Genomic DNA, 23,087 nt, shown 5'->3' with positions numbered 1-23,087 from the left:
TCAGGACGCCTTGGGTCGGCGAAACCCGAAGGATCAGGCCTGAACGGCTTGAACCCGCGCCAGACGTTCTCCCATCACTTTCTCGCTGAACGCGATCGCGTTGTAGCTCGAACGGACGAACGGAGCGCTCGCGACGAACGCAAAACCCAGGTCGTGTCCGATCCCCTCGTATTCCTTGAAGACCGCCGGATGGACGTATTCGACGACAGGGAGGTGCTTCATGGTCGGCCGAAGGTATTGACCGATCGTGACGGCGTCGACGCCGATCGCACGCAGGTCCTTCAATGTTTCGACGACTTCTGCCTGCGTCTCTCCCAATCCGAGCATGAGCCCGCTCTTGGTATAGATGGTCGGGTCGATCTCCTTTACCGTCTTGAGGACCGACATCGTCCGTTCGTACCGTGCCTGTGGCCGGACGATCGTGTGGAGACGTTCGACGGTCTCGATGTTGTGGTTGTAAATCTCCGGGTGGGCGTCACAGACCGTCTGGATCAGGTCTCGCTTGCCTTGAAAGTCGGGCGTCAAGACCTCGACGATGATCTCCGGCACGTGCTTGTGCAGCTGCTCGATCGTGCGGGCGAACTGGCCCGAGCCTTGATCCTTCACGTCGTCGCGGGCGACGCTCGTGACGACGACGTGCTTCATGCCCATCTTCTTGGCCGTCTGGGCGACGTTGAGCGGCTCGAACGGGTCGAGTTCGTCGCCCTTGCCGACCTTGATCGCGCAGAAGCCGCAACTTCTCGTGCACGTGTCCCCAAGGATCATGAACGTCGCCGTCTTCTTGCTCCAGCACTCGGGCAGGTTCGGGCAACGTGCGCTCTCGCACACCGTGTGCAGGTTCTTCGAGCGCATCATGCCTTCGACTTCTTGGATCGAGTCGGGGCGGGGGAGGCGGATCGTCAGCCAGTCGGGCAACCGCTGGGCCATGAGGCCAGTATAACGTCGGCGCCTGACGCCGTTCGGGCAAAGTGCGGACCTTTCACCGGCCCTCAGGTGCAACTACAATAGCTCTCGTGGGCCGGGCTGCGAAGACGTTCGCTTTGATCGGGTCCCTCGCCCTCGCAGGCGTCGGGCTCGCGCTGTACGGTCAAGTCGTCGGTGCGCGCCCGGAATCGAACACGACGAACCTGCTTGACGAGCCCCGACACCCGGTCACCGGACCTATGTTGCGGGACGCGAAAGCCCAGATCGGCCAGACCGCACCGGCTTTCAGCCTTCCTGATCCAGAGGGACGGACCGTCGCGCTTCAAGGCCTGACCAAGATCGGGCCCGTCGTCCTCGTCTTCACGAAAGACGGTTGCCCCTGCAGCATCGAATCTCAGCCGTTCTTCAACCGCTTGGCCGAGGGCTACTCCGGGAAGGTCGCGTTTTTGGGCATCATCGATGGCCCGGCCCACGTGGCCAGCAAATACCGTGACGATTTCAAAGTGCCCTATCCCATGCTCCTTGCAGGTGACGGGGCCGTTTACAAGGCCTTTCGGGCCTCGCGCTCGGTGTACACCACTCTGATCGGCCCCGAAGGCAAGGTGCTCCGACAGTGGCCGGGCTATAGCAAGGACATGTTGAAGGATCTGAACTTCGAACTTGCCAGGTATACAGGAATCAAACCTATCGATATCGATCTTTCCATGGCACCCGAGAAACCGAGCTCCGGCTGTTCGTTCGACGAGGCAGGTTGACCCTCGGACGCATTAACCGTTGAAAAACAGGTACCGGCTCCGGGATCGGTTGCGACCGACCGGACGTCAGAACCAATGGTGTCTTTGATACACGACGGACTCCCCCAACTGCTTGACATCCTCCCGCCTGTCGTCCGGGAAAAGCTCCTGACCAATCCCCACCTGAACGGTCTCGTGGAAGTGGTCTTGGACTATGGCCGACCTGCCGAGGCGCGGTACAAGGACAGCGTCGAACGCTGGCCTGGCGTCACCGTGAGCGAACACGACATCGAGTGGGTCGTGAAGAACATCGGCGAGTTCGGTGAAGACAACCGGGCCGGGATCGAAAGGACCTTGCACCGCATCTCGTGCATCCGGAACCGGGTGGGTAAGGTCATCGGTCTGACGTGCCGCGTCGGTCGGGCCCTGGAGGGCACGATCGACATCATCGACGACATCGTCCGATCGGGCAAGTCGCTTCTGATCTTAGGGCGGCCCGGAGTCGGAAAGACGACCAAGCTCCGTGAAGTCGCACGCGTCCTTGCCGATGAAGTCAACCGTCGGGTCGTCATCGTCGACACGTCGAACGAGATCGGTGGCGACGGGGACGTACCCCACCCCGCGATCGGTGCCGCCCGCAGGATGCAAGTGCGCAATCCGAGCTTCCAACACGCGGTCATGATCGAGGCGGTCGAAAACCACATGCCGGAAGTCGTCGTGATCGACGAGATCGGTAACGCGGCCGAAGCCGAAGCGGCCCGGACCATCGCCGAACGCGGCGTCCAATTGATCGGGACAGCCCACGGTCAGACTCTCGAAAACCTGATGTTGAACCCGTCGTTGTGCGACCTCATCGGCGGGATCCAAGCCGTTACGCTCTCCGACGACGAAGCCCGTCGGCGAGGAACTCAAAAGACGGTTCTCGAGCGCAAGGCACCGCCGACGTTCGACGTCGTCATCGAACTGATCGATTACGATAAGCTCGCGGTCCACCACGATGTCCAGAAGACGGTGGACCTGATGTTGCGAGGAGTCCAGCCCCGTCCGGAGATCCGCGTCCGGACAGGTTCGGGAATGGTCGAAGTCGTCCAGAGGGAAGAGACTCAAGACATCGACGAACCTGGGTTCAACGAACGCTTCCCGGCCCTCTCGAAGCGAGCGACCGAACCCGACCAACTCCAGCAGCCCTCGAGACCAAGGACGACGAGGGACCGCGCTCCCACGGAGGACAGGTCGAACGCCAAACTGAAGCCTGTCCTCAGGGTCTTTCCCTACGGTATCGCCCGGACGCGGCTCGAAAGGGCCATCCGCGAGCGGAAGTTCCCGGTCGTGATCACGAACGACATCGGACAAGCCGACGCCGTGATCGCGATCCGCTCCACCGCGCAGGCCAAGCCCGCCAAGCTCCGCGACCTGCAACGGCCCGTTCCGACGTTCGTGGTCAAGTCCAACACGTTCACACAGATCTCGGCGGCCTTGGAAGACCTCTTACGGGGCGGCGGTCACGACACGGACCGGGAAGCCGCCGCGATCCAAGAGGCGCAAGAAGCCGTCGCGACCGTGATCCATACGGGCAGGCCGCTCGAATTGAACCCACAGGACGCCCGCATCCGGAAAATCCAGCACCAGATCGTCGAAAACAAACGGTTGGCCAGCGAAAGCGTCGGGAACGACCCGCAGCGCAGGATCCGCGTCTTGCCCGTCCGACTCGCCTAAAAGACAACCTCCGACGCTTTACAGCGGGACGCCCGGAGGCTCACAATCGGCTATGGCCGATTGGAAGGTGTTGCGGGCCTATAAGGGCGAGAGTCTGCGAGAAGTGATGATGCCGATCGGAGGCATCGGGACCGGGTTCTTCGGCATCGATGGAAGAGGACGCCTGACCGACTGGCAGCTCATGAGCAGGCCGAACCGCGGTTGGAGGCCGATGTACAGCCATTTGGCGCTTTGGACGCGCCGTGCCGACACCAAGGACGAAAGCGCCAAACTCCGGATCCTCGAAGGCGACCTGGTCTACGGTCGGGCCAACAACAGCGGCCAGGAGGAGGTGCTCGCAGGAGTCCCGAGGTTCCGAGACGTCTCGTTCGAGGCGACGTACCCGTTCGGTCGCCTCAAGCTTTCCGATCCCGCGACACCGCTGTCCGTCGAAGTCGAAGCGTTCAACCCTCTGATCCCGGGAGACACCGCATCATCGTCGCTTCCGTTCGGCCTCCTGACCATCACTGTTACGAATCAAACGAACGAGGGTTTGGACGCGTCCGTCTCGTTCTTGGCCTCGAACATCATCGGGTGCGACGGAGTCGTTTTCGATCTGAAGGACAACGTGACCGAGATCGTCGAAGTGGCCGGTTGGAAAGGCATGGCCTGGTCTAAGGCCCGAGACCTGGCGTCGCCCCAAAACGGGACGCTCGTCGCGCTGTCCGACGGCTCCGACGTCCGGACCGCACGTCGGTGGGCTTTCCGGGACCGGGGCTGGAACGGAGAGCAGCTCGGCATCATCGACGAGTTGCTCGCCAAGGGATACATCGAGGACGATCTCGGCCCGGAACCGTGCCCTCCCAGCCCCAGCGACACATGGGACAGTTCGGTCCACTCGTTGTTCCGCGTCGGTCCGAAAGAGAAGAAGTCGGTGCGGCTCTTGATCGCCTGGCACTTCCCTTGGCGGAACATGAAGGAGTACGGCTGGGACTGGAAAGGGAAGGACGGCGAACTCGTCAGGAACCACTATGCGACGTTGTTCCGCGACGCGACCGACGTGGCCATGAGTGTCCTGCCCCAGTTGGCCGGCCTCAAGGCCCGGACGGCCAAGTTCACGGACTCCGTGGTCGCAAGAAAGGTCCCTACCGCCTTAAAGGAGGCGGCGCTGTTCAACCTCGCGACCCTGAACTCCCACACGTGCTTCCGTATCGAAGACGGGACGTTCATGGCCTCGGAAGGCTGCGGGTCCAAGTCTGGATGCTGTCACGGCTCGTGCACCCACGTTTGGAACTACGAGGAAGCGACGGTCAACCTCTTTCCCGACCTCCATCGCAGCATGCTGGAGTCCCACCTGAAAAACGGGATGACTCCGATAGGCGCAGAGCGGTTCCGGTTGACCCTCCCCATGGCCCAGCAGTCCTGGGGTGCCGCCGCAGCCGACGGTCAGATGGGCCTGATCGTACGCGTCTACCAGCAGTTTCTCAAGGACGGCGACCTCGCTTGGCTCCGGACGTACTACCCCGTGGCCAAGAAGATGCTCGAATACGCTTGGCTCCCGGGCGGATGGGACGCGGACAAGGACGGCGTCATGGAGGGTTATCAGCACAACACGTACGACGTCGAGTTCGTAGGCCCGAACCCGATGTGCACGAGCTACTACCACGCCGCGATGGCGGCGGTCGCGAAGATGGCCCGGACCGTCGGTGACGACGCTACGGCCGAACAGCTCGACGCCCTGCGGAAGACCGGTCGGGACTGGGTCGACAAGAACCTTTATAACGGCGAGTATTACGAGCAGAGGGTCGAGGTGCCGGAGGCCAAGCCCGCCGAACTGTCGTCATTGGGAGGAGAGCTCGACAAGAAAGAACCGGTCTTCCAGATCGGTCGCGGATGCCTTGTCGACCAGTTAGTGGGGCAGTACAAGGCCAACCGTGTCGGACTGGGGACGTTGTTCGACGGCTACCACGTCCGGAACGCGGTCCACGCCGTCTACAAGCACAACTTTATGCGCAGTTTCCGCGACCACTACAACAACATGCGGACGTTCGCGACGGCCGACGAGAAAGGGACCCTCATCGCGTCCTACCCCCGAGGCGGGAGGCCCAAAGTGCCGTTCCCCTATTGGGGCGAATGCATGACCGGTTTCGAATACCAAGCCGCGGTCCTGCTCATGGACTATGGCTTTAAGGACGAAGGGCTCGAAGTCGCTGCCGCCGTCCGTGAACGGCACGCCGGGCACAATCGGAACCCGTTCAACGAACCGGAATGTGGTTCGTACTATGCGCGTGCGATGGCGGCATGGGCCCTTCTGGACGCATGGGAGGCCGGGCCGGTCGACTGACCGTCAGAGCGCCTTGACCTTCTCCCGGACGGGGACGGCGGCCGGCTCGCGTTCGACCGTCTCCAGTTCGGAGCGCCCCTTTTCCACCTGGGCCAAAATCTTGCCGACCGAGGCTTCGAGCTTCGAAAGAACGTCGTGGGCATACCTGTCGGCGCCCCGGCGCATCTGGCTGGCTTCGCGCTCGGCGTTGTGCCGGACTTCGTCGGCTTGGGCCTTCGCAAGCTTGAAGACTTCGCTTTCGCTCAAAAGCTGCTCCTGCTGGAGCTTGGCCTGGGTGACGATCCTCTCGGCCTCGGCTTTCGCCTCGGCCAGTATGCGCTGGGCTTGCGAACCGGCTTGATCGACGGACCGGTCCGCCTCTTCTTTCGCCGACTCGAGGATCCGGTCGGTCTCCTTGGCGATCGTGGCGGCGTCCTTGACCTCTCGCGGCAACGAAGCCCGGATCTTCTCGATCTGCATCACCATTTCGTCCGGGTCATAGCCGAAGGTGACGCCCAAGGCCCGTCGCGGGCGCTGGGCCAACGTCTTGAGGTTCTCCAAGAGCCGGAGGACATCGATGGCAGGGTCTTTACGGATCGACATTGTTTCCTCGTGACGGACGGTGTCCGACAGTCTACACGTTCGAGAGCCGTCCGGGGCTTCGCGGGGGCCCGGGGATTGTGCCTGTTGTCAGTTAAGTCGCCCGAGAGGGCTGACCAGTGCCGAGCCGAAACGGGACGACCGCATGGGAAGGTTCGTGATCCATTCCTCTAGCGCCGACATCGAGGACGCGACTTGGGCCCTGAACTCGGCATTGTCGCTTTGGGCCAAGGCCGTCCGGAAGTCTTGTTGGGCGAGGGCGAGGTCGCCGTTGCTCAAATGGGCCATCCCACGCGTGTAACGGTAGCCGGGCTCCAACGGGTTCAACCGGAGAAGGCGGCTCGTGGTCGAGATGACGTCGTTGTAACGACCGGCGAACCATTGGGCCTGCGCCAACGTCTCCAATGCACCCAAGTGATCCGGGTCCAGACGGAGCGTGATCTGACACGCCTCCAATGTCCCCTGCCAGTCGTAAGCCTCCATGGTCGTCCTTTGAGGTCGAAGTCCATGCATGGAGGCGGCCAACGCCGTTCTCGCGGCGACCTCCCGGCCTTCGACTGTTGCCGATACTTTATCAGCATGGCGGGGGAGAGGCTGGCCAGGAAACTTACTGAATTGGGCCACTAACGCCTTACCTCCCTAGAAATCCGGTGGGAATGCGGGGCGAAGAGAGCGACTTTCGCCCGGACGGCCATCGGGATCTTGGTCTTTCCGTCCAAGGAGTCCAACGTCACCATCGAAGCGGCGACCCCGGCTTGGGCGGCCCAGTGACGGACCTCTTCCTCGTTCGACGTCCGTAAGAACGCGACGAAGTCTCCTTCGGGTCGGCGACAGAGCAGCCCGCCGGAAGGCAACAGGGAGCGCAGACGGTGGGCCAGACGACGGACGGCCTTGTCGACCGCCACCCGCCCGAACGCCTCGACCGACTCGTCGCGCTTTAGGACATCGAGGTACACGAAAAAGCCCTCGTCCGCGTCCTTGACCGCCTCATGGAACTCGATCGGCGTCGCAAGCCCTCCAGGCCCCGGAGACGACCCTTCGGCCCTGCCATAGGCTTGACCGAGCTCGGCCGCGACGATCCGCACGGCTTCAATTGCATCGGCGTCGACGCCCTGGGCCCGGTGCGTCCCGGTCGTGATGATGCCGACCGTCTCGCCATCGTGCCGGACCGGTACGGCGAAGAAACTGCCGATTCGGTGCTTCAGGGCCGTCTCGCGGGGCGCCCGGTCGTCTTGTCTTGCGTCGTCGATGACGATTTCGGGGCCCCCCGACGACTTCCATCCCTCCAGTCCTGTGCCTTCATCGAACGACATCGAGGCGATGAGCGGGAAGGCGCTGCCTTGGACGGACCGGGCGCCGCGATGTCCGAAGAATTCGATGGACAGATGGTCGACGGCTAACGACTCCCAGACTTCCCGAGCGATGCGGTGGCTCAGGGTCGTCGCGGTCTCGGCGCCGTGGACCGTGCTCGCGATCATGTAAAGAAGCTCGGACTGCCGGAGACGCTTGGTCTCGCGGTCCCGGGCCGTAGCGCCCTTTAAGAACCTGGCGATCGCTTCTGAGGCGTCGCGCGCCGACTCGGCGGCATCGGAAACCTTGGTCTTGACACCGTCGAAGAGCGCCAACAGTCCGACGATCCGGCCACAGTCCTTGAGGACCACGGTCGCGGTCTGCTGGGCGTTTTCCGGAGTCTTCAGGGCTTTGACCGCGTCCGTGAGCCGGTCGCGGAGCTGCCACTCGCTGACGAACTCCGGGACGGGGAAAGACGAGTCGCTCACCGCGACAGGGACGTCGCCGGAAGCCGCACGGACGACCAAGAGGTCGAGCGAGTCGTCAAGGGCGTAAAGCGTCAGTCCTTCGACCCCGAAGATCTCCCGCAACCTGTTCGCCAACGACGCAAGGCTCAGACCCTCGGCTTGATTGCCGCCGACGAGCCTCGCCGTGACATGGTCGCGCTTGGAACGACGCTCGATCTCGGACGCGTGTTGCCGCAATGTCCTGTACTTCTCGCGCAGTTCGAAGAACTCGGCCGGGATCGGTTCGGACGCCGGGCCTTCGGCGACGGTCTCGACATACTCGACGATCCGCACCGTCTTCTCGCGGCGGGCTCCGAGCATGCCCAAGCCTAACACGCCGCAAGCTTGGATCAAGACCGACGGGGTCCAGCCCGGTCCGCCGAAGAGGCCGGCACCGATCAACAGCCAGGCGACCACAAGGGGCGAAACGGCCAAGGCGTCGGCACCGAACCGCGCCACGGCGTACGCGGTCGGCAACAAGGCGAGGAAACCGAAGGTGTCCGCATGCCCGGTAGCAGACAACAAGAACACGACGACGGCCGCATCGGCCACCCCGACCAGACCGCTGACCCCGGCGTTCCTCATCCCCCTGCGTTCCAGCAGGAAGGCGAAGAACGAATACGTCGTGAAGACGGCCGCCGACTTCCAGGACAAGTCGAACGTCGGCCGGCCCGTCGTCCCGGAGACGAGTAACAGAGCCGTAGCTAAAGCGATCCTGACCGCGAGTTCGACCATAAGTCTCTGCTTTAGGTTTTCGGGTGCAAAACGCTACGGCTCAGGGTGAAGGTCAGGACCCTGACAGGAGTACGGGGGATTGACGCCGATCACCGTTAGGCCGAAGGTCCCAATCGTGGGCAAAAATAACGAAAACAACAAACGTTGTGCATCGGTCGGCCCTCTTCCTTTGTCCGGATAACCAGGGCGTAGACCGACCCGTCCGTCGACGAGACGGGAGGTCGCGCGACCAAAAATCTGACAAGTGCCGGCTCGGTCTGTCCTCTCCGCCTAGCCGGCCTTTTTATTCCGGGATCCAGTTCCAGAGCCGCTTGACGTTCTCAGCGTGCATCGTTTCGGCTTCCGGCGTTTCCACAAGGATCGGAACGGTCGCCAGGCGGTCGTCGCGCACGAGACACTGGAACGCTTCGGCTCCCAAATGCCCGTCACCGAGGTGTTCGTGCCTGTCCTTCTTCGCACCGAGACCGAACTTGGAGTCGTTGCAATGGACGGCTTTCAGCCTGTCGAATCCGACCGTCTTCGAAAAGGCGTCCATCGTCGTGGCATAGGCTTCGGGCGTACGCAAGTCATAGCCCGCGCTGAAGATGTGGCAGGTATCGAGGCAGACGCCAAGACGTGGATGTCCGCCGCAATGTCCGATCATCTCGGAGAGTTCTTCGAACCGACTGTTCAAGACGGTTCCTTGCCCGGCCGTGGTCTCCATCAAGAGCGTCACATCGTCAGGCGTCGACCCGAGGATCCGAAGGGCGGCCTCTGCGGCACGCTTCAGACCGACGTCGAGGCCTTGGCCCATGTGGGCCCCCATGTGGCTGACCACCCACCGGATCCCATATTTGTGGCAGCGGAGGATCTCGCCCGTCAGACCGGCCACCGATTTTTCGCGGAGTTCATCGTCCGGAGCGGCCAGGTTGATCAGGTAGCTGTCATGGCTGACGACGTGAGGACCGATGCCGGTTTCCTGGCACGCGTTCCGGAACGCTTCCGCCGCTTCGTCCGTGACCTCCTTGGCCTTCCATTGCTGCGGGCTCGACGTGAAGACCTGGACGGCCGTACAACCGATGTCCTTGCCGCGCCGGACGGCCTTGTCCAGTCCTCCGGCCGTGGGCATGTGCGCTCCGATCAAGGTTGCGGGCATGGACGGTGTGTACCATGCCCGCGAGGAGCCGCTAGGGTTTCTGCACTTTCGAGAGCGGTACGGCGCCCATGCTCGGAGAGTGCGCCGGGTCGAGCAACTTTAGCAGCCGCCAGAACCGGTCGATCGGCCGGGCGGTGACCTCAAACGTGGCCGTCCCGACCTGCTCGCCGTCGACGCGGAACTTGATCCAACCTTTCGCCGGGCGGACGACCTTCGGTGTGATCTTCCTGCAAACGGGCAACACCACGGTGAGATCCACGGCCCTGTTCGGAACGGCGGGCGGTTTCGGATCGGTACCACGTTCCAAAAACGTCGTTCCCGGCATGAACACTCTCAGCCCGTACACGGGATTCCCGTTCCGGAATCCTAGCGGCCGGACGATGTCGACGACCTGATCGCGGGGGACCGGTTTCGGCTTCGTCTTGGGCGGCACGCCGTGGTTCTTCGGCCTGTTCCGGTCGTCTCCCTCGGTGATCGAATCGACGGGCAGGCTCTTCCCGTCCGAGTCGAACGCGCCCGCCACGGCCCTTGGAGGCGGGCATGCCCCGCCCGACCACACGACCATGACCGTGCCGTCCTCTTCCCGATAGGCTCCGAGGATCCGGATCTGGACGCCGCCGACGGTCCGCGCCGGCCCTGCTCCCGACAGGTTCTTGTCGAAGGCCCCGACGATGGTGTCGTAGTCGTATACGACGTAGCCGTCCGGTGGACGGAACGAAAACGTCTCTTGCGGGAAGGACTCCGGGTACTCGTACGTCTTCGCAGAACGGACCGTCCAACGTCCGTCCTTCTCCCTCATGAGAAACTCGCTTTTCAAAGGGCGTCCCCTGTCGGGCTCCGTGGTGATAACGAGCTTCCAGCCGGATTTTGCGTCCGTGTAGGTGGCCTCGGACCGGCCACCGACGGTCCTTTCTGACTTCAGAACTTCGCCCTTAGCGAATCTTCCGAACTCGCTTGCGATCGAGGCGACGGTAGGAACGTCCTTCCAACCGAAACCGACCGGTCCTTCCCGGGCGATGCTCGCCGACTTCCGGCCGGGGTTGACGGCCCAGACGCGCTCGCCATCGAACCCGCGGTCGATGACGAAGTCGGTCGAGGCGATCCCGGTCGACTCGTACAGGATCTTGAAATCGTTCTGGAAGCGGTAGCGGCGCATCGTCCCGGACACCCACATTTCCTGGGTCATCGCGCCCGAAGGCCCGGTCATGACGATGTGCACGTTCGGAGCGTTCTTGAGCGCCTCTGTGACCTGATCGATGCCATAGGCCGGCCTGGTGGGGACGACCAGGACGACGGCACCGAGCGCAACGGCCGTGAGAGCCGAAGTCGCGACCCAAGTGCGGACGGACGGACGTCGTCCGCCCGTATCCGCGCCAAACGCGGCTAAGGTCGAGGACATTCCGGCCCGCGGCCGCCACGCCCTGAGCTCACGGATCGCACGCCGATACGGTTTCTTGTGTTGCATGGTTCACCTCTTGCGTCGGTTCGGACCAGGTCCAGGTCGACGCTAACCGGCGCCTCAGCGACTTCTTCGCCAAGTGGCACCGTGATTTGACCGTCCCTTCGGCGATGCCGAGGACCTCGGCCGTTTCCGCGACCGACAGCTCGTCGATCTCCCGAAGGACGAAGGCTTCACGGATGCCGTCCGGCAGTGACGCGACGGCCTGGGCAAGGACGATCCCGTCCGCGGACAGCGCGCCATCGGCGGGGAGGTCGTCCAGGTCGTGCAGGCTCTGGACTTTTGGGCCGCGCTTCGACTTGAGGAACTCGTTGTACGCGATCCGCTTGATCCAGACGCCGAGCCCGGACTCGAAACGGAAGCCCGCAAGGTTCTGCCTTGCTGACACGAACGTCGCCTGACAAAGCTCGCGGGCCTCCTCGGAGGAACCGGTCAAGAAGGTCAGGAACCTATAGATGGGCGGATAGTGCTCTTCCACAAGTCGGCCCGCCGCTCGGCGGTCGCCTTGGAGGACCCTTTCCACCAGTCCTTTGTCCCTCATCTTCGTAACCCTTGATCCTTCTGGCCCCTCATCCGTTCACAGGATCTTCAGGTACTTTGACCGGACACATGGGCGAGTTCCTCCCCTGCTTCAAGGCTTATGACGTCCGCGGCGTCGTCCCGGACGAATTGAACCCGGAGGTCGCGTACGCCATCGGACGCGCGCTGGCGGACGAGACCGGTGCCGGGTCGGTCTGCCTGGGCCGGGACATTCGGCTGAGCGGGCCTCGCCTCCTGGACGCTTTGGCCGACGGCCTGAACGACGCCGGTGCCGACGTCACCGACCTGGGCCTGGTAGGGACCGAGATGGTCTACTTCGCGACGGCCCGGTACGGGTTCGACGCGGGCGTGATGATCACGGCGAGCCACAACCCGCCCCAGTACAACGGGATGAAGATGGTCCGCTCGGAGAGCCGCCCGATCAGCGGGGACACCGGGCTCAAGAACATCGAGCGACGGACCAAGCTCCAGGACTGGGAGCGCAAAGGTGCAGGCGCCCGGACGGACAAGGACGTCTACAGCGATTTCGTCGAGCATTTGCTGGGGTTCGTCGGCCCGGCGCCCTTAAAGCCGCTGAAAGTCTTGGCCTCGGCCGGCAACGGTGCGGCCGGAGTCGCGATGCAGGCGCTGACGCCGAAACTTCCCTTGCAGGTCGCACCGATGATGTACGAGCCGGACGGGCACTTTCCCCACGGGGTTCCGAACCCGATCCTGCCGGAATCGCGGAAACCGGTCGAGGACGCGATGGCCGGAGGCGGATACGACTTCGGCGTGGCATGGGACGGCGACTACGACCGGGCGTTCTTCTTCGACGAGAACGGTGGTTTCATCGAGGGCTACTACATCGTCGGACTGCTCGCTCAGGCGATCTTGGGCGACGAACCCGGCGGGACGGTCATCTACGACCCTCGGCTGACATGGAACACCCTGGAGATCGTCGCACAGGCAGGCGGAAGGGCCGTCATGTGCAAGTCGGGTCACGCGTTCATCAAGGAGAAGATGAGGGCCGAAAACGCCGTATACGGAGGCGAGATGAGCGCCCACCACTACTTCCGTGGACACTGGTACTGCGACAGCGGCATGATCCCCTTGATCCTGGTGGCGAAACTCGTCTCGTCGACGGGGCGGACCCTCGGGGACCTGGTCGGCGAAATGATCGAGAACTATCCCTGCTCCGGCGAGGTCAACTCTGAAGTCGCCGACGTCGCCGGGTCGATCGCACGGGTCGAGGCCGCCTATGCCTCCGAAGGCGTCGTCGACAAGACCGACGGACTGAGCGTAGAGTATAAGGATTGGCGATTTAACCTACGCGGATCGAACACCGAACCCGTCATTCGCCTGAACGTCGAGTCGCGGGGCGACCGGGCCTTGGTCGAAGAAAAGACGGAGGAGCTTCTCGCCCTCGTCAGGGCTTGACCGTTAGGCCGAGGGTCCCGGAAAGGGTGAGGATTGCGAGGATTTCAGCCTAGGCCCTTGCAAAGTTGCCTGTAACTGGACGATAATGATACCGAGGTCGGGTTTCCCGGCTTCGTATGCGGAACGAGACGCAGGACGCGTCGCCAAGGCACTTGGACGCTTGGCCCTACAGGGAACTTAAGGAAAGTTGTGGGTCCGCCGAGCATTCGGTCTGCCGTAACGGCGTTTCTGTCTCCGACCGCAGGAGACAAACCACAAATGAACCGAATGCTGAAAATCGCACTGGGTGCGGTCCTCGCGAGCATCGCCCTTCCGGGCTTCGCTCAGGATCCGTTCCCGGACAATTCGGAGAACCACTGGGCCTATGAGGCTGTCGAGGGTCTGCACAAAGCGGGCTGTCTCGTCGGTTATCCGGACGGAATGTTCCACGGCAACAGGCCGATGAGCCGCTACGAGTTCGCTGCGGCCGCCTATGCGTGCTACAAGAAGATGATGGGCATGCATCAGGAGCTCAGCGACCAGATCGCCGAGCTCAAGAAGATGATGGGCGGCGACGGCGTCGACCTGAATCCGATCAAGAAGCGCCTGGACGACCTCGAAGCTTCCGTCAACATGATGAAGGGCTGGGGCGGCCGTCTCGACGCCGTCGAGCGCATGGTCAAGGAGTTCGAACCCGAACTCAAGAGCCTTGGCGCCGACGTCAAGCAGATGCGCCAGGACCTCGGTAGCCTCGGCGACCGCGTCACCGAGCTCGAGAAGCACAAGCCGGCCGTCGACGTCCATGGCGTCTTCGACCTCGTGATGCTCGCCGGTCACTCGACCGACGGCAACATCGGCATGACCCCGGACAACCGTCTGGTCGGCGTCGGTGAGGGCAGCTACTTCGGCCAGCCTTCCGGCATGACCCGCGACTTCCAGGTCTATCACGCCCTGCAGCTCGACCTCACGGGTACCAACACCGAAGGTCCGAAGTGGCAGGTCAGCCTCGTCCACGACAACATGCTCGGCGGCGGCTTTGGCAACACGGCCTTCGGCAACATGAGCACGCAGTCGATGGGCTCGGGCTTCGGCACGGGTTCGAGCGACGTGTACATCAACACGGCCAGCGTCACCTTCGACTCGGCTCTCGCCGGTCAGGGCTTCAACGCTAAGCTCGGTCGCGTCGGTGCGCAGGTCGGTCCGTACCTCCTCAAGAGGTCGAACTACACCGGCTACTACAAGAACGAGCGCTGGGACAACGGCGACTACTACTTCGACGGCGGCATCCTCGGCTTCAACTTCGGTAAGGCCTCGCTGCACGTCCTCGGTGGTACGAACAACAGCCCGATGACTTCGAACGGCGTGGCGATCAACCCGATCCCGTGGGGCGCCGGCCAGATCGACCGCACCCTGGGCGTCACCCTTGACTTCCCGGTCGGCGAGATGGGCAGCATCAACCTGGCGTACCTCTGGTTCGACAGCGACACCCGGATGGCGGACGTCAACCCGTTCGACGCGGGCAACCAGCCGGCGAACAGGATGAACGTGTTCGGCGGTCAAGCCGACCTCAAGTTCGACAAGTTCAGCCTCTGGGGCGCCTACTCCCAGTCCACGCTCTCCGAGAACACGAGCAACGCGCTCGACACGAAGAACAAGGCTTGGGACATCCGCGGTGCCTACACCGCTGACACGTGGGGCGCCGGTCTCGGCTACCGCGAAGTCGAGCAGTTCTTCTCCGCTCCCGGCAGCTGGGGCCGCCTCGGCAACCAGTGGAGCCCGAGGAACATCAAGGGCTTCAACGCCAAGCTTTGGTTCCAACCGAGCAAGGCTACGAAGCTGTGGGCCAAGGGCGAGTTCGACGAGCCCAAGGAAACCGGAGCCGGCTACAACTACGCCAACTACGACAAGATCAACTCGTTCACCATCGGCCTCGACTACCAGCTCGCTGAGAACTGGGGCGCGATGTTCAGCTACGAGGACACCCGCTTCGACGGCCAGGGCGCGACCCCGGACGACAAGATGCGCTGGTACACCGTCGGGTTCAACTATGGACTCGGCGCGAACACGAGCCTGATGTTCACCTACCAGTTCAGCGACGTCGACTTCGGTGTCGGTTCGGGCAACGACCCGCTCGGCCCGTCGCCGGTCGGCGGCCGCAAGTACCGCGGCGGCCTCTTCGGCACGCAGCTCTCGCTCAAGTTCTAGTCCTCGGACGGACGCTTGACGAAACGGCCCTCCGGTCCTCGGACCGGGGGGCCCTCTTTTTTGCCCTGGCCGTCACGGTCGGAAGACGCTTTCGTCAGAATCAAAGGGATGAAACTCAACCGTAAGCGCGCGCTCGTCGCCCTCGTCGCCGTCTTGGGCCTCACCGCCGTCGGGACGGGCCAGATCAAGCAAGTCATCAAAATCCTCGGAGTCGGCGTCGCCGTCGACAAGTTCGGGCCGGACATCGACAAACAGTTCGACAAGCTCACAGGCCATAAGGACACGGACACCAACTACACCAAGGTCGTCCCGATCATCGGCATCGGCGTCGGCGCAAAGAGCGCGATTGGTGCCGCACAGATCAAAGGGGCCAAAGTCAACGTCGACAAGGTCCGGGCGGTCGCGTCCCCCGAAATCGAACTCTTCGGCCGAGAGATCCGGCTCAGAGCCATGATCCCGGTCTCGACCTCGTCCGTGACCAACAAGAACGACATCAAAGCCGTCGACGGCGTCGGAGTCTCGGGCATCGTCGACCTGAAACTCTGACCTTTTCTTCCGCGATCCGGTAGAACTGCGACGGAATGTCCCGTCGCAGTTCGCTTTGTCTGATGGCCCTCGCCGTCGTCGTCCCGGCGTCCGCACGCCCTGTCCTCCGCGCCACGGACCCCTGCCTGTCGCCCGACGGCAAGACCGTGGCGTTCTCTTGGCAGGGCGACGTCTGGACCGCGCCCGTGTCGGGAGACGGCCCGGCGCGACGTTTGACCGTCCATCCTGCCGACGACACGTTCCCCCGCTGGTCTCCCGACGGCCGCCGTATCTACTTCGCGTCGACGAGGAACGGCTCCATGGACGTCTATGCCATGGCTCCGTCCGGTGACGACATCAAGCGGATCACCTACGACAGCGGGGCCGAGTATCCGCTGTGCGTCTCTCCCGACGGGAGCAGGCTTTACGGTTATACGACCTCGTTCGGCCGTATGGACGTGTTCCGCGTTCCGACCGGCGGCGGCGACGTCGTCCGACTGACGTCCCACCCGTTCGAAGTCGAATACTATCCGTCTGTCTCGCCCGACGGGAGCAAAGTCGTCTACAACACGGGCGGTGGGCCCGGAAACTGGAGGAAACCGGGACACGGGGGCTCGAACACAGCCCGTATTTGGATCGCCGACAACGTCGTCCCCTTCAGGAACCACAAAATGGTGCTGCCTGGTGACCACGACGACCTGTTCCCGACCTATATCGGGGCGGAGACCCTCCTCTTCGTGTCCAACAGGTCGGGCGCACCGAACTTGTGGACCGTCAGGACCGACGGGAAGGGGCTGCGCCAGATCACGAAGTTCACCTCCGGAACGGTCCGGCTCCCATCGGCCGACGCTGCGGGCCGGACAGCCGTCTTTCAGAAGGACTCCCGCATCTGGAAGGTCGACCTGAACTCGGGCGCGGCCGCGCCGATGGACATCGAGGCGCCCGCCGACAGCCAGCGCGATCCGTCCCAAGACTTTTCCCTCACGACCGGTGCCCGCGAATTCACCGTGTCACCAAACGGGAAACGGGCGGTTCTGGCCGTCCGGGGCGACTTGTTCCTGATCCCGGAGAGAGGCGGGACGACCCGCCGTCTGACGACTTCGCCCCGCTACGACGGGCAGGCGGCCTGGCTGGACGACAAGACCGTCCTGTTCGCCGCGTCCGGGGACGGGGCCAAACGTTCGCTGCAGACCGTCACCGTCGAAGGAGACGTCAAGACGTTCTTGACCGATGAGAAGGATCTGACCTGCCCGACCGTCTCACCCGACCGCAAATGGGTCGCGTTCCATGTCGGCGACCGCGAGATCAGGGTCGTCCCTTCTGCGGGTGGCACCGCCAAAAAACTGGCAGAGGGAGATTTTGGCGGTGCGCTCGAAGGGAACCGAGCCTTCAACTGGTCGCCGGACGGAAAGTGGCTGGCCTACCGCACGGCGAAGCCGAGAGGAATCGCGATCGAAGCAGTGAACGTCGAGACCGGACAGTCGGTCCTCCTCGCCATGGTGGGCAAGGAAGCGTCCGCACCTGTCTTCAGCGGAGACGGAAAGGCCGTAGCCTATGCGGCCGTCGAAGGCGTCAACTACTCTGAAGTCCGGGACAGCAAACGGCCCCTCGTCGTCGTCGACCTCGTTCCCCAGCCTGTCACGTACTCCGAAGACGACCTTGACAAGATCGACGCTCCGAAGGAGGAAACACCCAAAGACCCTTCGGTCCGTATCGTCGAGCGCGGTCTTCAAGACCGTCGCCGCGTCTTGGCGACGGGCGATATCGGTGGCCTGTGGTCCGGCGATGGTCGGTCCGTCTACGCCAACGTCGACGGTCAGTTGGCGACCGTCGACCTTCGCACGGGCGCCGTCAAACCTGTGACCGCCGTCACTGGCGCTGTCGGAAGCCTTGAGACCGCTTCCAACAGACAAAAGGTCTATGTCGTCCAAGCCGGGAGGCCCTCGGCCCTGACCGTCGCATCAGGCGCGCTGGCGCCCGTCGCGTTCAATGCCCAGTACACGGTCGACATGGCGGCCGAGGAGTCCGCACTCTTCGAAGAAGTCTGGTGGGCCATGGACAGGCTCTACTACAACCCGGCCATGAACGACAAACCTTGGCGTCAGATCCGGGACGACTTCAAGGCGATCGTGCCGGGGGTCCAGAGCCGCGAAGACTTCTACGCCCTGATGGGCGAAATGATGGAGCTTCTCGACTCGTCGCACCTCGGTGCCAATGCGCCCGGAGCCGGTCGGACGGGCGGTGACGAAGCGGCATGGCTCGGTGTCGAATGGGACCCGGTCGCCCTTGATACACGGGGCGCATACGTCGTCAAGGAGGTGTACGAGGGAACGCCCGCCTCGAACCCCGATTCGGAACTGAAGCCCGGGGACCGGATCGAATCCGTCGACGGCACGGCCCTGTCCTCCGCGACGCCGCTCAGTACGCTCCTCAATAAGAAAGCCGGGCGCAAAACGTCGTTGTCGGTGTCCCGCAACGACCGGACGGTTTCATTGACGATCCAACCCGTGCGCCCGTCCGCACGGACCGGCATCCTCTATCGGACATGGGTCGAGAAGAACCGCCGACTTGTCGATCAGTACAGTAAGGGTCGGTTCGGATATATCCATATCCAGAGCATGGACGTGCCGAGCCTGGACGTGTTCCTACGAGAGATCCAGACCGAATTGAACGGGAAAGACGGCGTGTTGCTGGACGTCCGCTACAACGGAGGAGGCTTCACGAGCCACATCATCCTCAACACGATGTTGAAATCGCCGTGGCTGATCCGGACGGTCCGGGACAACCCGGGGGTCAAGTTCAGCGAGAACAATTTCCGGGGCAACGCCCTCGAGCTGCCTGCCGCTTGCTTGACCAACCAGTACTCCTTCAGCAACGCCGAAATCTTCTCGGAAGGGTTCCGTCGACTCAAACTCGGTCCGGTCGTCGGTGAGACCACGGCCGGAGGCGTGATCGGGACGGGCGCGTTCGGACTATGGGACGGCGGATCGATCCGGATGCCTGGCAGCGGCGCGTACGCCATCAACGGCGAGAATCTGGAAGCGAACGGTCGGAAGCCGGACGTCGAGGTCCGGTGGAACCCCAACGACTCCGCCGAAGACCGGGATCCTCAGCTCGAGACGGCCGTCAAAGAGCTGTTGAAGCGGATTCCCGCTAAGGGCTGAACGGTCGCCTTGACGAAGTTCGTGTCGAGGCGAACGACCGAGCAACGTCCGGACGTTGGAACGAGGGTCGGACAGACCCGCCTGTGACGGCACCGCGCCGGAACAGGCGGGCCTGCACCGTTAAAAGCCGGAACGTGTCAGCGGCGCTCTTCAAGCTCCCGAAGGCGCTTGTCAATGGTCCTCAGATACGCCCACAGGCCGAACCACACGAGTAACGGTGGGACCGCCCACAGAAGGTTGTTCCATTCCATAGTTGTCATCCGATCGGGAAGCGAGCATCGCGACCTGCGCGCGCATCCGGTACGCGACGTAGGCAAAGACGCTGAGTAGGACGAACGTGCCCAGCACGCCCGCCCAATAGTTGCCGTCCAACTGGTTCTTGGGCAATGTCTGCGACGGGTGAAGGGACCGGTTCTCGATCTCTTTGAGCCGCGGGAAGACAAACGTCAAGAACAAAGCCGGGAGGAGCGTCAGGACGGCATAGGCCGAAGAAACGGCCGCGCGCCGCTTCTCGTCCGGGAAACCTGCCCTGAGCGCCAGGCCCGCCGTCATCAGGAAAAGGACGATCAGGAACGACGTCTGCTTGGGGTCCCAACTCCACCATGCGCCCCACTCGAACTTGCTGAACCAGATCCCGGTGACCATCGTCAACGAGGCGAAGAGGACGCCCAGTTCGATACACCCGCCAAGCCTTGCGTCCCACTTCAGATCGCGGGCCATCAGGTAGCGCACGCCCAGATAGGCCTGTCCGAAAAGAAGGAAGGTGCACACGAACGCACACGGCAAGTGCCAGAGCAAGACCCTTGCGTTCGTGAACCCCATCGCGTTCGGAACGATGAAGTTGTACGCGGTCATCGCGACGAAACCGAGCCCTAAGAAAAGCAGTGTCGGTCTCATTCCTTGACCCTATTCTATCGCGAGGACAGGCCGTCTCGTGCGCGAAAGGTCACTCGTCCGTCTTCCAAGCCGCCGCAGCGAGCAGGGGCCCGATCGAACAAAGAGCGACCGCCCACCCGGTCAGACCAAGGATGCCGGTCCATCCGGAACTCCCAGCGCGCTGTCCTAAAGCGTTGCTCATCGCGCTCATCCCCATGAAGATTTGAGGCAGGAGAATCGGCAGGGCCGCCGCCGTCCCGAGCAGCCACCGGTTCGCGGCACCCATGACCAAAGCGCCGCACACGCTGACGCCTCCGGCGAGGGCCAATGCCATCACGGCGATTCCGGTCGCCAACATCGGCGCGTTCCGGACTTCGACGCCGGTGAGGACCACGAACAGCAAGGCGAGGACCCCGGCCGAGAGCAAAGCTTGAACGGCGTTGTACAGCCATTTGCCGAAGAACAGCGCGGTCGGATCCGCGGCCATCCGTATGAGGTCGAACGTGCCTTGCTCGTCCTCAATGAGGAACGAACGTGGTAACGAGACGACGGCCGAGAACATCAAGACGACGGACAGCATGCCTGACGCGGTGATCGGTGAAGGTTTTTCTCCGAAACTTGCAAAAGAGACGGCGACGACGGCGAGGAAGCTGAAGAGAAGGGACGTGAAGAGGCCGTGCCTCGACCGCGCTTCGCTGAGCCACTCCTTTTGGAAGACGGCCAGGGCTTCACGGATCCAATCGGAGTTCATGCGTAGCGTACCGGCGGTCGTCCGGGTCGTTCGTGGCCAAGACCACGGCGCCCCGCTGTATCTGAGATTCGATGACGGTTCCGACAAGCTCACGGCCGGCTTCGTCCAGGGCTGCGGTCGGTTCGTCGAGGAGCAACAAGGTCGGTCGGTGGACCTGGGCCAAGACCAGTTTCAAGCGTGCCCGCATCCCGGTGCTGAACCGTCCGACAGGCTTGGGCCCGACACCGACGAGCCCGTAGCGCTCGAGAAGGTCGGGTTCCGGAGGCGGCAGATGCCGCAGTTTGCAGAACAGCTCTAAGTGCTCGAAGGCCGACAAGTGGGGATACGTCGCAAGGTCCAAGGCCGATACACCGATCTCGTGGCGCTCCGGCCTGTGGACCCGGCCTTCCGTAGGCGAGACAAGCCCTGCCAGGATCTTGAGGAAGGTCGATTTGCCCGATCCGTTCGGGCCTAGGACGCAAAGACACTGGCCGGAGTCCAATTCAAGGCTGACGTGCCGGAACAACCATGTCCCTCCGAACCTCATTCCCAGGCCCTCTGCCCTCAGCACCGCCGACAGTATGCCGGATTCGGCTTCCCGGATCCCGGTGGGACCCTTGTCGCCAAGGGCTCGGATCCGGCGTCGCACATAGGAGTAGGATCGGTTCATGACGGGATCAGGGGCTGCTGCAACACCAAGGATCGGGGTCGAAGAAGGTGGAAAGGGCGACTTTTTCGGACCGCTCGTGGTCGCAGCCTGCTATGTCGGCCCTGAGCAGGAAACGGCCCTCTCAGGTGTCAAAGACGGCAAGAAGCTCAAGGACGAGGCGTGCCTCGAATGGGACGCCCTCGTCCGCAAGTCTTGCCCTCACGCCATTATCGTGATCGGCCCTAGCAAGTACAACGAGCTTTACGAGAAGGTCCGGAACCTGAACGCGCTCCTTGCCTGGGGCCACGCGCGGGCGATCGAGAACCTCTTGGACCAGGTCGCCTGTGAAACGGTCGTGTCCGCCCGTATCTCCGACGCTCACGGGGTCGCTAAGGCCCTAGCCGCCCGCGGTAAGACCGTGCGGTTCTCGGTTCCGCACGAGGAGGGCGACCCGGCCGTCGCCGCTGCCAGCGTGTTGGCCAGGGCCGAATTCATCCGAGGGCTCAGGAGCCTGTCCGAAACGTTCGGCGGCTTCCTGCCAAAGGGTGCGAACCGGAACGCCGTCGAAGCGGGCGCGAAAATCGTCGGGACCGGCGGAAAGACGGCTCTCAAGGACGTCGCCAAACTCCACTTCAAGACCTTACAAGAGGTTCTGAAACTCGCCCGGACATCGGCTCAGAACAACTAGCCGTCGCGACGGGCCGCGACAAGAAGTTTGCGCCACTTCGGGTTAGCGAGGTCGTCGGTCTGGACGCCGTGCCGGCCCGAGCTGGAGTGGATGAAGAACGCATGTCCCTCCCGGAATCCGAGAAAAATCCCCGTATGACCGATCTTGGCCCGCTTCGCTTCCCAAAAATAGAGCCTGTCGCCCGGCTGAAGTTCTTCGAGCCTTGAGATCGGGATGCCGACAAGGGCCTGCTCCGATGCGGTCCTCGGTAGGTCGACGCCGATCTTGCCGAACAGTTGCTGGACGAAGCCCGAACAGTCGATACCGTTCTTCAGGCTGTTCCCGCCCCAGACGTACGGCGTACCGATGAACTGGAACGAGTACTCGAGCATTTGGGCCTTGACCCCGGTCCCTCTCGACGTGTTCAAGGCCGCCCGAGAATCACGGGCCGACGTCCCAGGTTTCACTTCCGGCGCCTTCACCTTGACGTCGTACGGCAATCGTGCGACCTTGTCCGCCTGGATATAGCCGCTGCGGCCGTTCTGCAGAAGGACGCTCACCCATTCCGGGTTCTTCGTCGTGTTGATGACGAGGTACTGGAACTTCTTGGCCGTGTAATAGACCTTGGCCCGCGACGTCGCGGCCGATCGGATCGGCGTCGCTTCGATCGCCTGTCCCAGTTTTCCGATGACCTTCCCGCCTTCCTCGGCCCGAGCAAAGGGCACCGAGAGGGCGAGGAACACGACAGGGACGAAAGTACGCATCGTTCTAAAGAGCATTTTCGGCACGAAAGCTCGGCCCTAGAGGTTCGTTGTACCTGGACCGGGCCTAATTTGTGAAGACGGATGCCGGCGTCCCGAGGTTCGGTAGGGCCTGTCCCGAAGCGTTCATAACGCGAATTTTGCCGATGCGTCTAAACTACCGACCAATCACGG

General features: G+C 63.0%; 19 protein-coding genes. 8 read left to right on the top strand and 11 right to left on the bottom strand.

Translation table 11 applies throughout. The annotated features are described in order from the left end of the window. Positions 1 to 33 precede the first annotated feature (33 nt). A complete protein-coding gene (lipA, locus tag JST30_04850; protein MBS1713647.1) occupies positions 34 to 927 on the bottom strand; it encodes a lipoyl synthase in 894 nt (297 codons plus the stop codon). A gap of 86 nt (positions 928 to 1,013) precedes the next feature. On the opposite strand from lipA, the gene JST30_04845 reads away from it, so the two are divergent. From JST30_04845 to JST30_04835, 3 genes are all read left to right on the top strand, one after another. Next, a complete protein-coding gene (locus JST30_04845) occupies positions 1,014 to 1,679 on the top strand; it encodes a redoxin domain-containing protein (protein MBS1713646.1) in 666 nt (221 codons plus the stop codon). A 75-nt stretch (positions 1,680 to 1,754) separates the two neighbouring features. Then, positions 1,755 to 3,374, top strand: coding sequence for an AAA family ATPase (locus JST30_04840; GenBank protein MBS1713645.1), 1,620 nt, complete (start codon positions 1,755 to 1,757; stop codon positions 3,372 to 3,374). A gap of 52 nt (positions 3,375 to 3,426) precedes the next feature. Further along, positions 3,427 to 5,697, top strand: a complete 2,271-nt coding sequence (locus JST30_04835) for a hypothetical protein (GenBank protein ID MBS1713644.1) — start codon at positions 3,427 to 3,429, stop codon at positions 5,695 to 5,697. A gap of 3 nt (positions 5,698 to 5,700) precedes the next feature. Here the strand turns inward: JST30_04835 and JST30_04830 are convergent, their stop codons facing one another. The 6 genes from JST30_04830 to JST30_04805 all read right to left on the bottom strand — a co-directional run bounded on the left by JST30_04830 (position 5,701) and on the right by JST30_04805 (position 11,942). After that, positions 5,701 to 6,279 (bottom strand): hypothetical protein, encoded by a 579-nt coding sequence (locus tag JST30_04830; protein MBS1713643.1) that lies wholly within the window; start codon positions 6,277 to 6,279, stop codon positions 5,701 to 5,703. A gap of 87 nt (positions 6,280 to 6,366) precedes the next feature. Continuing rightward, positions 6,367 to 6,759: a hypothetical protein gene (locus JST30_04825; protein ID MBS1713642.1), complete on the bottom strand. Its 393-nt coding sequence runs from the start codon at positions 6,757 to 6,759 to the stop codon at positions 6,367 to 6,369. A 140-nt stretch (positions 6,760 to 6,899) separates the two neighbouring features. Next, a complete protein-coding gene (locus tag JST30_04820; GenBank protein ID MBS1713641.1) occupies positions 6,900 to 8,807 on the bottom strand; it encodes a GAF domain-containing protein in 1,908 nt (635 codons plus the stop codon). 283 nt (positions 8,808 to 9,090) lie between these two features. Next, complete coding sequence (locus JST30_04815) at positions 9,091 to 9,942, bottom strand: deoxyribonuclease IV (protein ID MBS1713640.1); 852 nt, start codon at positions 9,940 to 9,942, stop codon at positions 9,091 to 9,093. Positions 9,943 to 9,973: 31 nt separating this feature from the next. Then, complete coding sequence (locus JST30_04810) at positions 9,974 to 11,407, bottom strand: hypothetical protein (GenBank protein ID MBS1713639.1); 1,434 nt, start codon at positions 11,405 to 11,407, stop codon at positions 9,974 to 9,976. Beyond that, positions 11,370 to 11,942, bottom strand: coding sequence for an RNA polymerase sigma factor (locus JST30_04805; protein ID MBS1713638.1), 573 nt, complete (start codon positions 11,940 to 11,942; stop codon positions 11,370 to 11,372). The genes JST30_04810 and JST30_04805 overlap by 38 nt, the downstream gene beginning before the upstream one ends. A gap of 68 nt (positions 11,943 to 12,010) precedes the next feature. Here JST30_04805 and JST30_04800 point away from each other — a divergent pair, with 68 nt between their 5' ends. The 4 genes from JST30_04800 (at position 12,011) to JST30_04785 (ending at position 19,230) form a co-directional block, all read left to right on the top strand. Beyond that, complete coding sequence (locus JST30_04800) at positions 12,011 to 13,357, top strand: phosphomannomutase (protein MBS1713637.1); 1,347 nt, start codon at positions 12,011 to 12,013, stop codon at positions 13,355 to 13,357. A gap of 258 nt (positions 13,358 to 13,615) precedes the next feature. Next, on the top strand, positions 13,616 to 15,541 hold the full coding sequence (locus JST30_04795) for an S-layer homology domain-containing protein (protein ID MBS1713636.1): 1,926 nt from the start codon (positions 13,616 to 13,618) through the stop codon (positions 15,539 to 15,541). Positions 15,542 to 15,649: 108 nt separating this feature from the next. Beyond that, positions 15,650 to 16,087 carry a hypothetical protein gene (locus JST30_04790; GenBank protein ID MBS1713635.1) on the top strand — a complete coding sequence of 146 codons (438 nt, stop codon included), beginning with the start codon at positions 15,650 to 15,652 and terminating at the stop codon, positions 16,085 to 16,087. Between the two features lie 35 nt (positions 16,088 to 16,122). Continuing rightward, complete coding sequence (locus JST30_04785; protein ID MBS1713634.1) at positions 16,123 to 19,230, top strand: PD40 domain-containing protein; 3,108 nt, start codon at positions 16,123 to 16,125, stop codon at positions 19,228 to 19,230. 171 nt (positions 19,231 to 19,401) lie between these two features. Here JST30_04785 and ccsA read toward each other — a convergent pair whose 3' ends face one another. Genes ccsA through JST30_04770 form a run of 3 tightly spaced genes read right to left on the bottom strand, consistent with a single transcriptional unit; the run spans position 19,402 to position 21,383 of the window. Beyond that, positions 19,402 to 20,127, bottom strand: coding sequence for a cytochrome c biogenesis protein CcsA (ccsA, locus tag JST30_04780; protein MBS1713633.1), 726 nt, complete (start codon positions 20,125 to 20,127; stop codon positions 19,402 to 19,404). Between the two features lie 49 nt (positions 20,128 to 20,176). Beyond that, a complete protein-coding gene (locus tag JST30_04775) occupies positions 20,177 to 20,857 on the bottom strand; it encodes a heme exporter protein CcmB (protein ID MBS1713632.1) in 681 nt (226 codons plus the stop codon). After that, positions 20,835 to 21,383 (bottom strand): ABC transporter ATP-binding protein, encoded by a 549-nt coding sequence (locus JST30_04770; protein MBS1713631.1) that lies wholly within the window; start codon positions 21,381 to 21,383, stop codon positions 20,835 to 20,837. Before JST30_04770 ends, JST30_04775 begins: the two co-directional genes overlap by 23 nt. A 121-nt stretch (positions 21,384 to 21,504) precedes the next feature. On the opposite strand from JST30_04770, the gene JST30_04765 reads away from it, so the two are divergent. Continuing rightward, on the top strand, positions 21,505 to 22,173 hold the full coding sequence (locus tag JST30_04765) for a ribonuclease HIII (protein MBS1713630.1): 669 nt from the start codon (positions 21,505 to 21,507) through the stop codon (positions 22,171 to 22,173). On the opposite strand, the gene JST30_04760 is transcribed toward JST30_04765, so the two are convergent. Next, on the bottom strand, positions 22,170 to 22,916 hold the full coding sequence (locus JST30_04760) for a C40 family peptidase (protein ID MBS1713629.1): 747 nt from the start codon (positions 22,914 to 22,916) through the stop codon (positions 22,170 to 22,172). The two genes, JST30_04765 and JST30_04760, sit on opposite strands and share 4 nt — an antisense overlap. Positions 22,917 to 23,087: the final 171 nt, after the last annotated feature.

The sequence above is a fragment of the Armatimonadota bacterium genome (assembly GCA_018268395.1).
Lineage (GTDB): Bacteria > Armatimonadota > Fimbriimonadia > Fimbriimonadales > Fimbriimonadaceae > JAEURO01.
The sequence above is the reverse complement of the archived record's forward strand: the minus strand, read 5'-3'. Positions and strand labels throughout refer to the sequence as shown.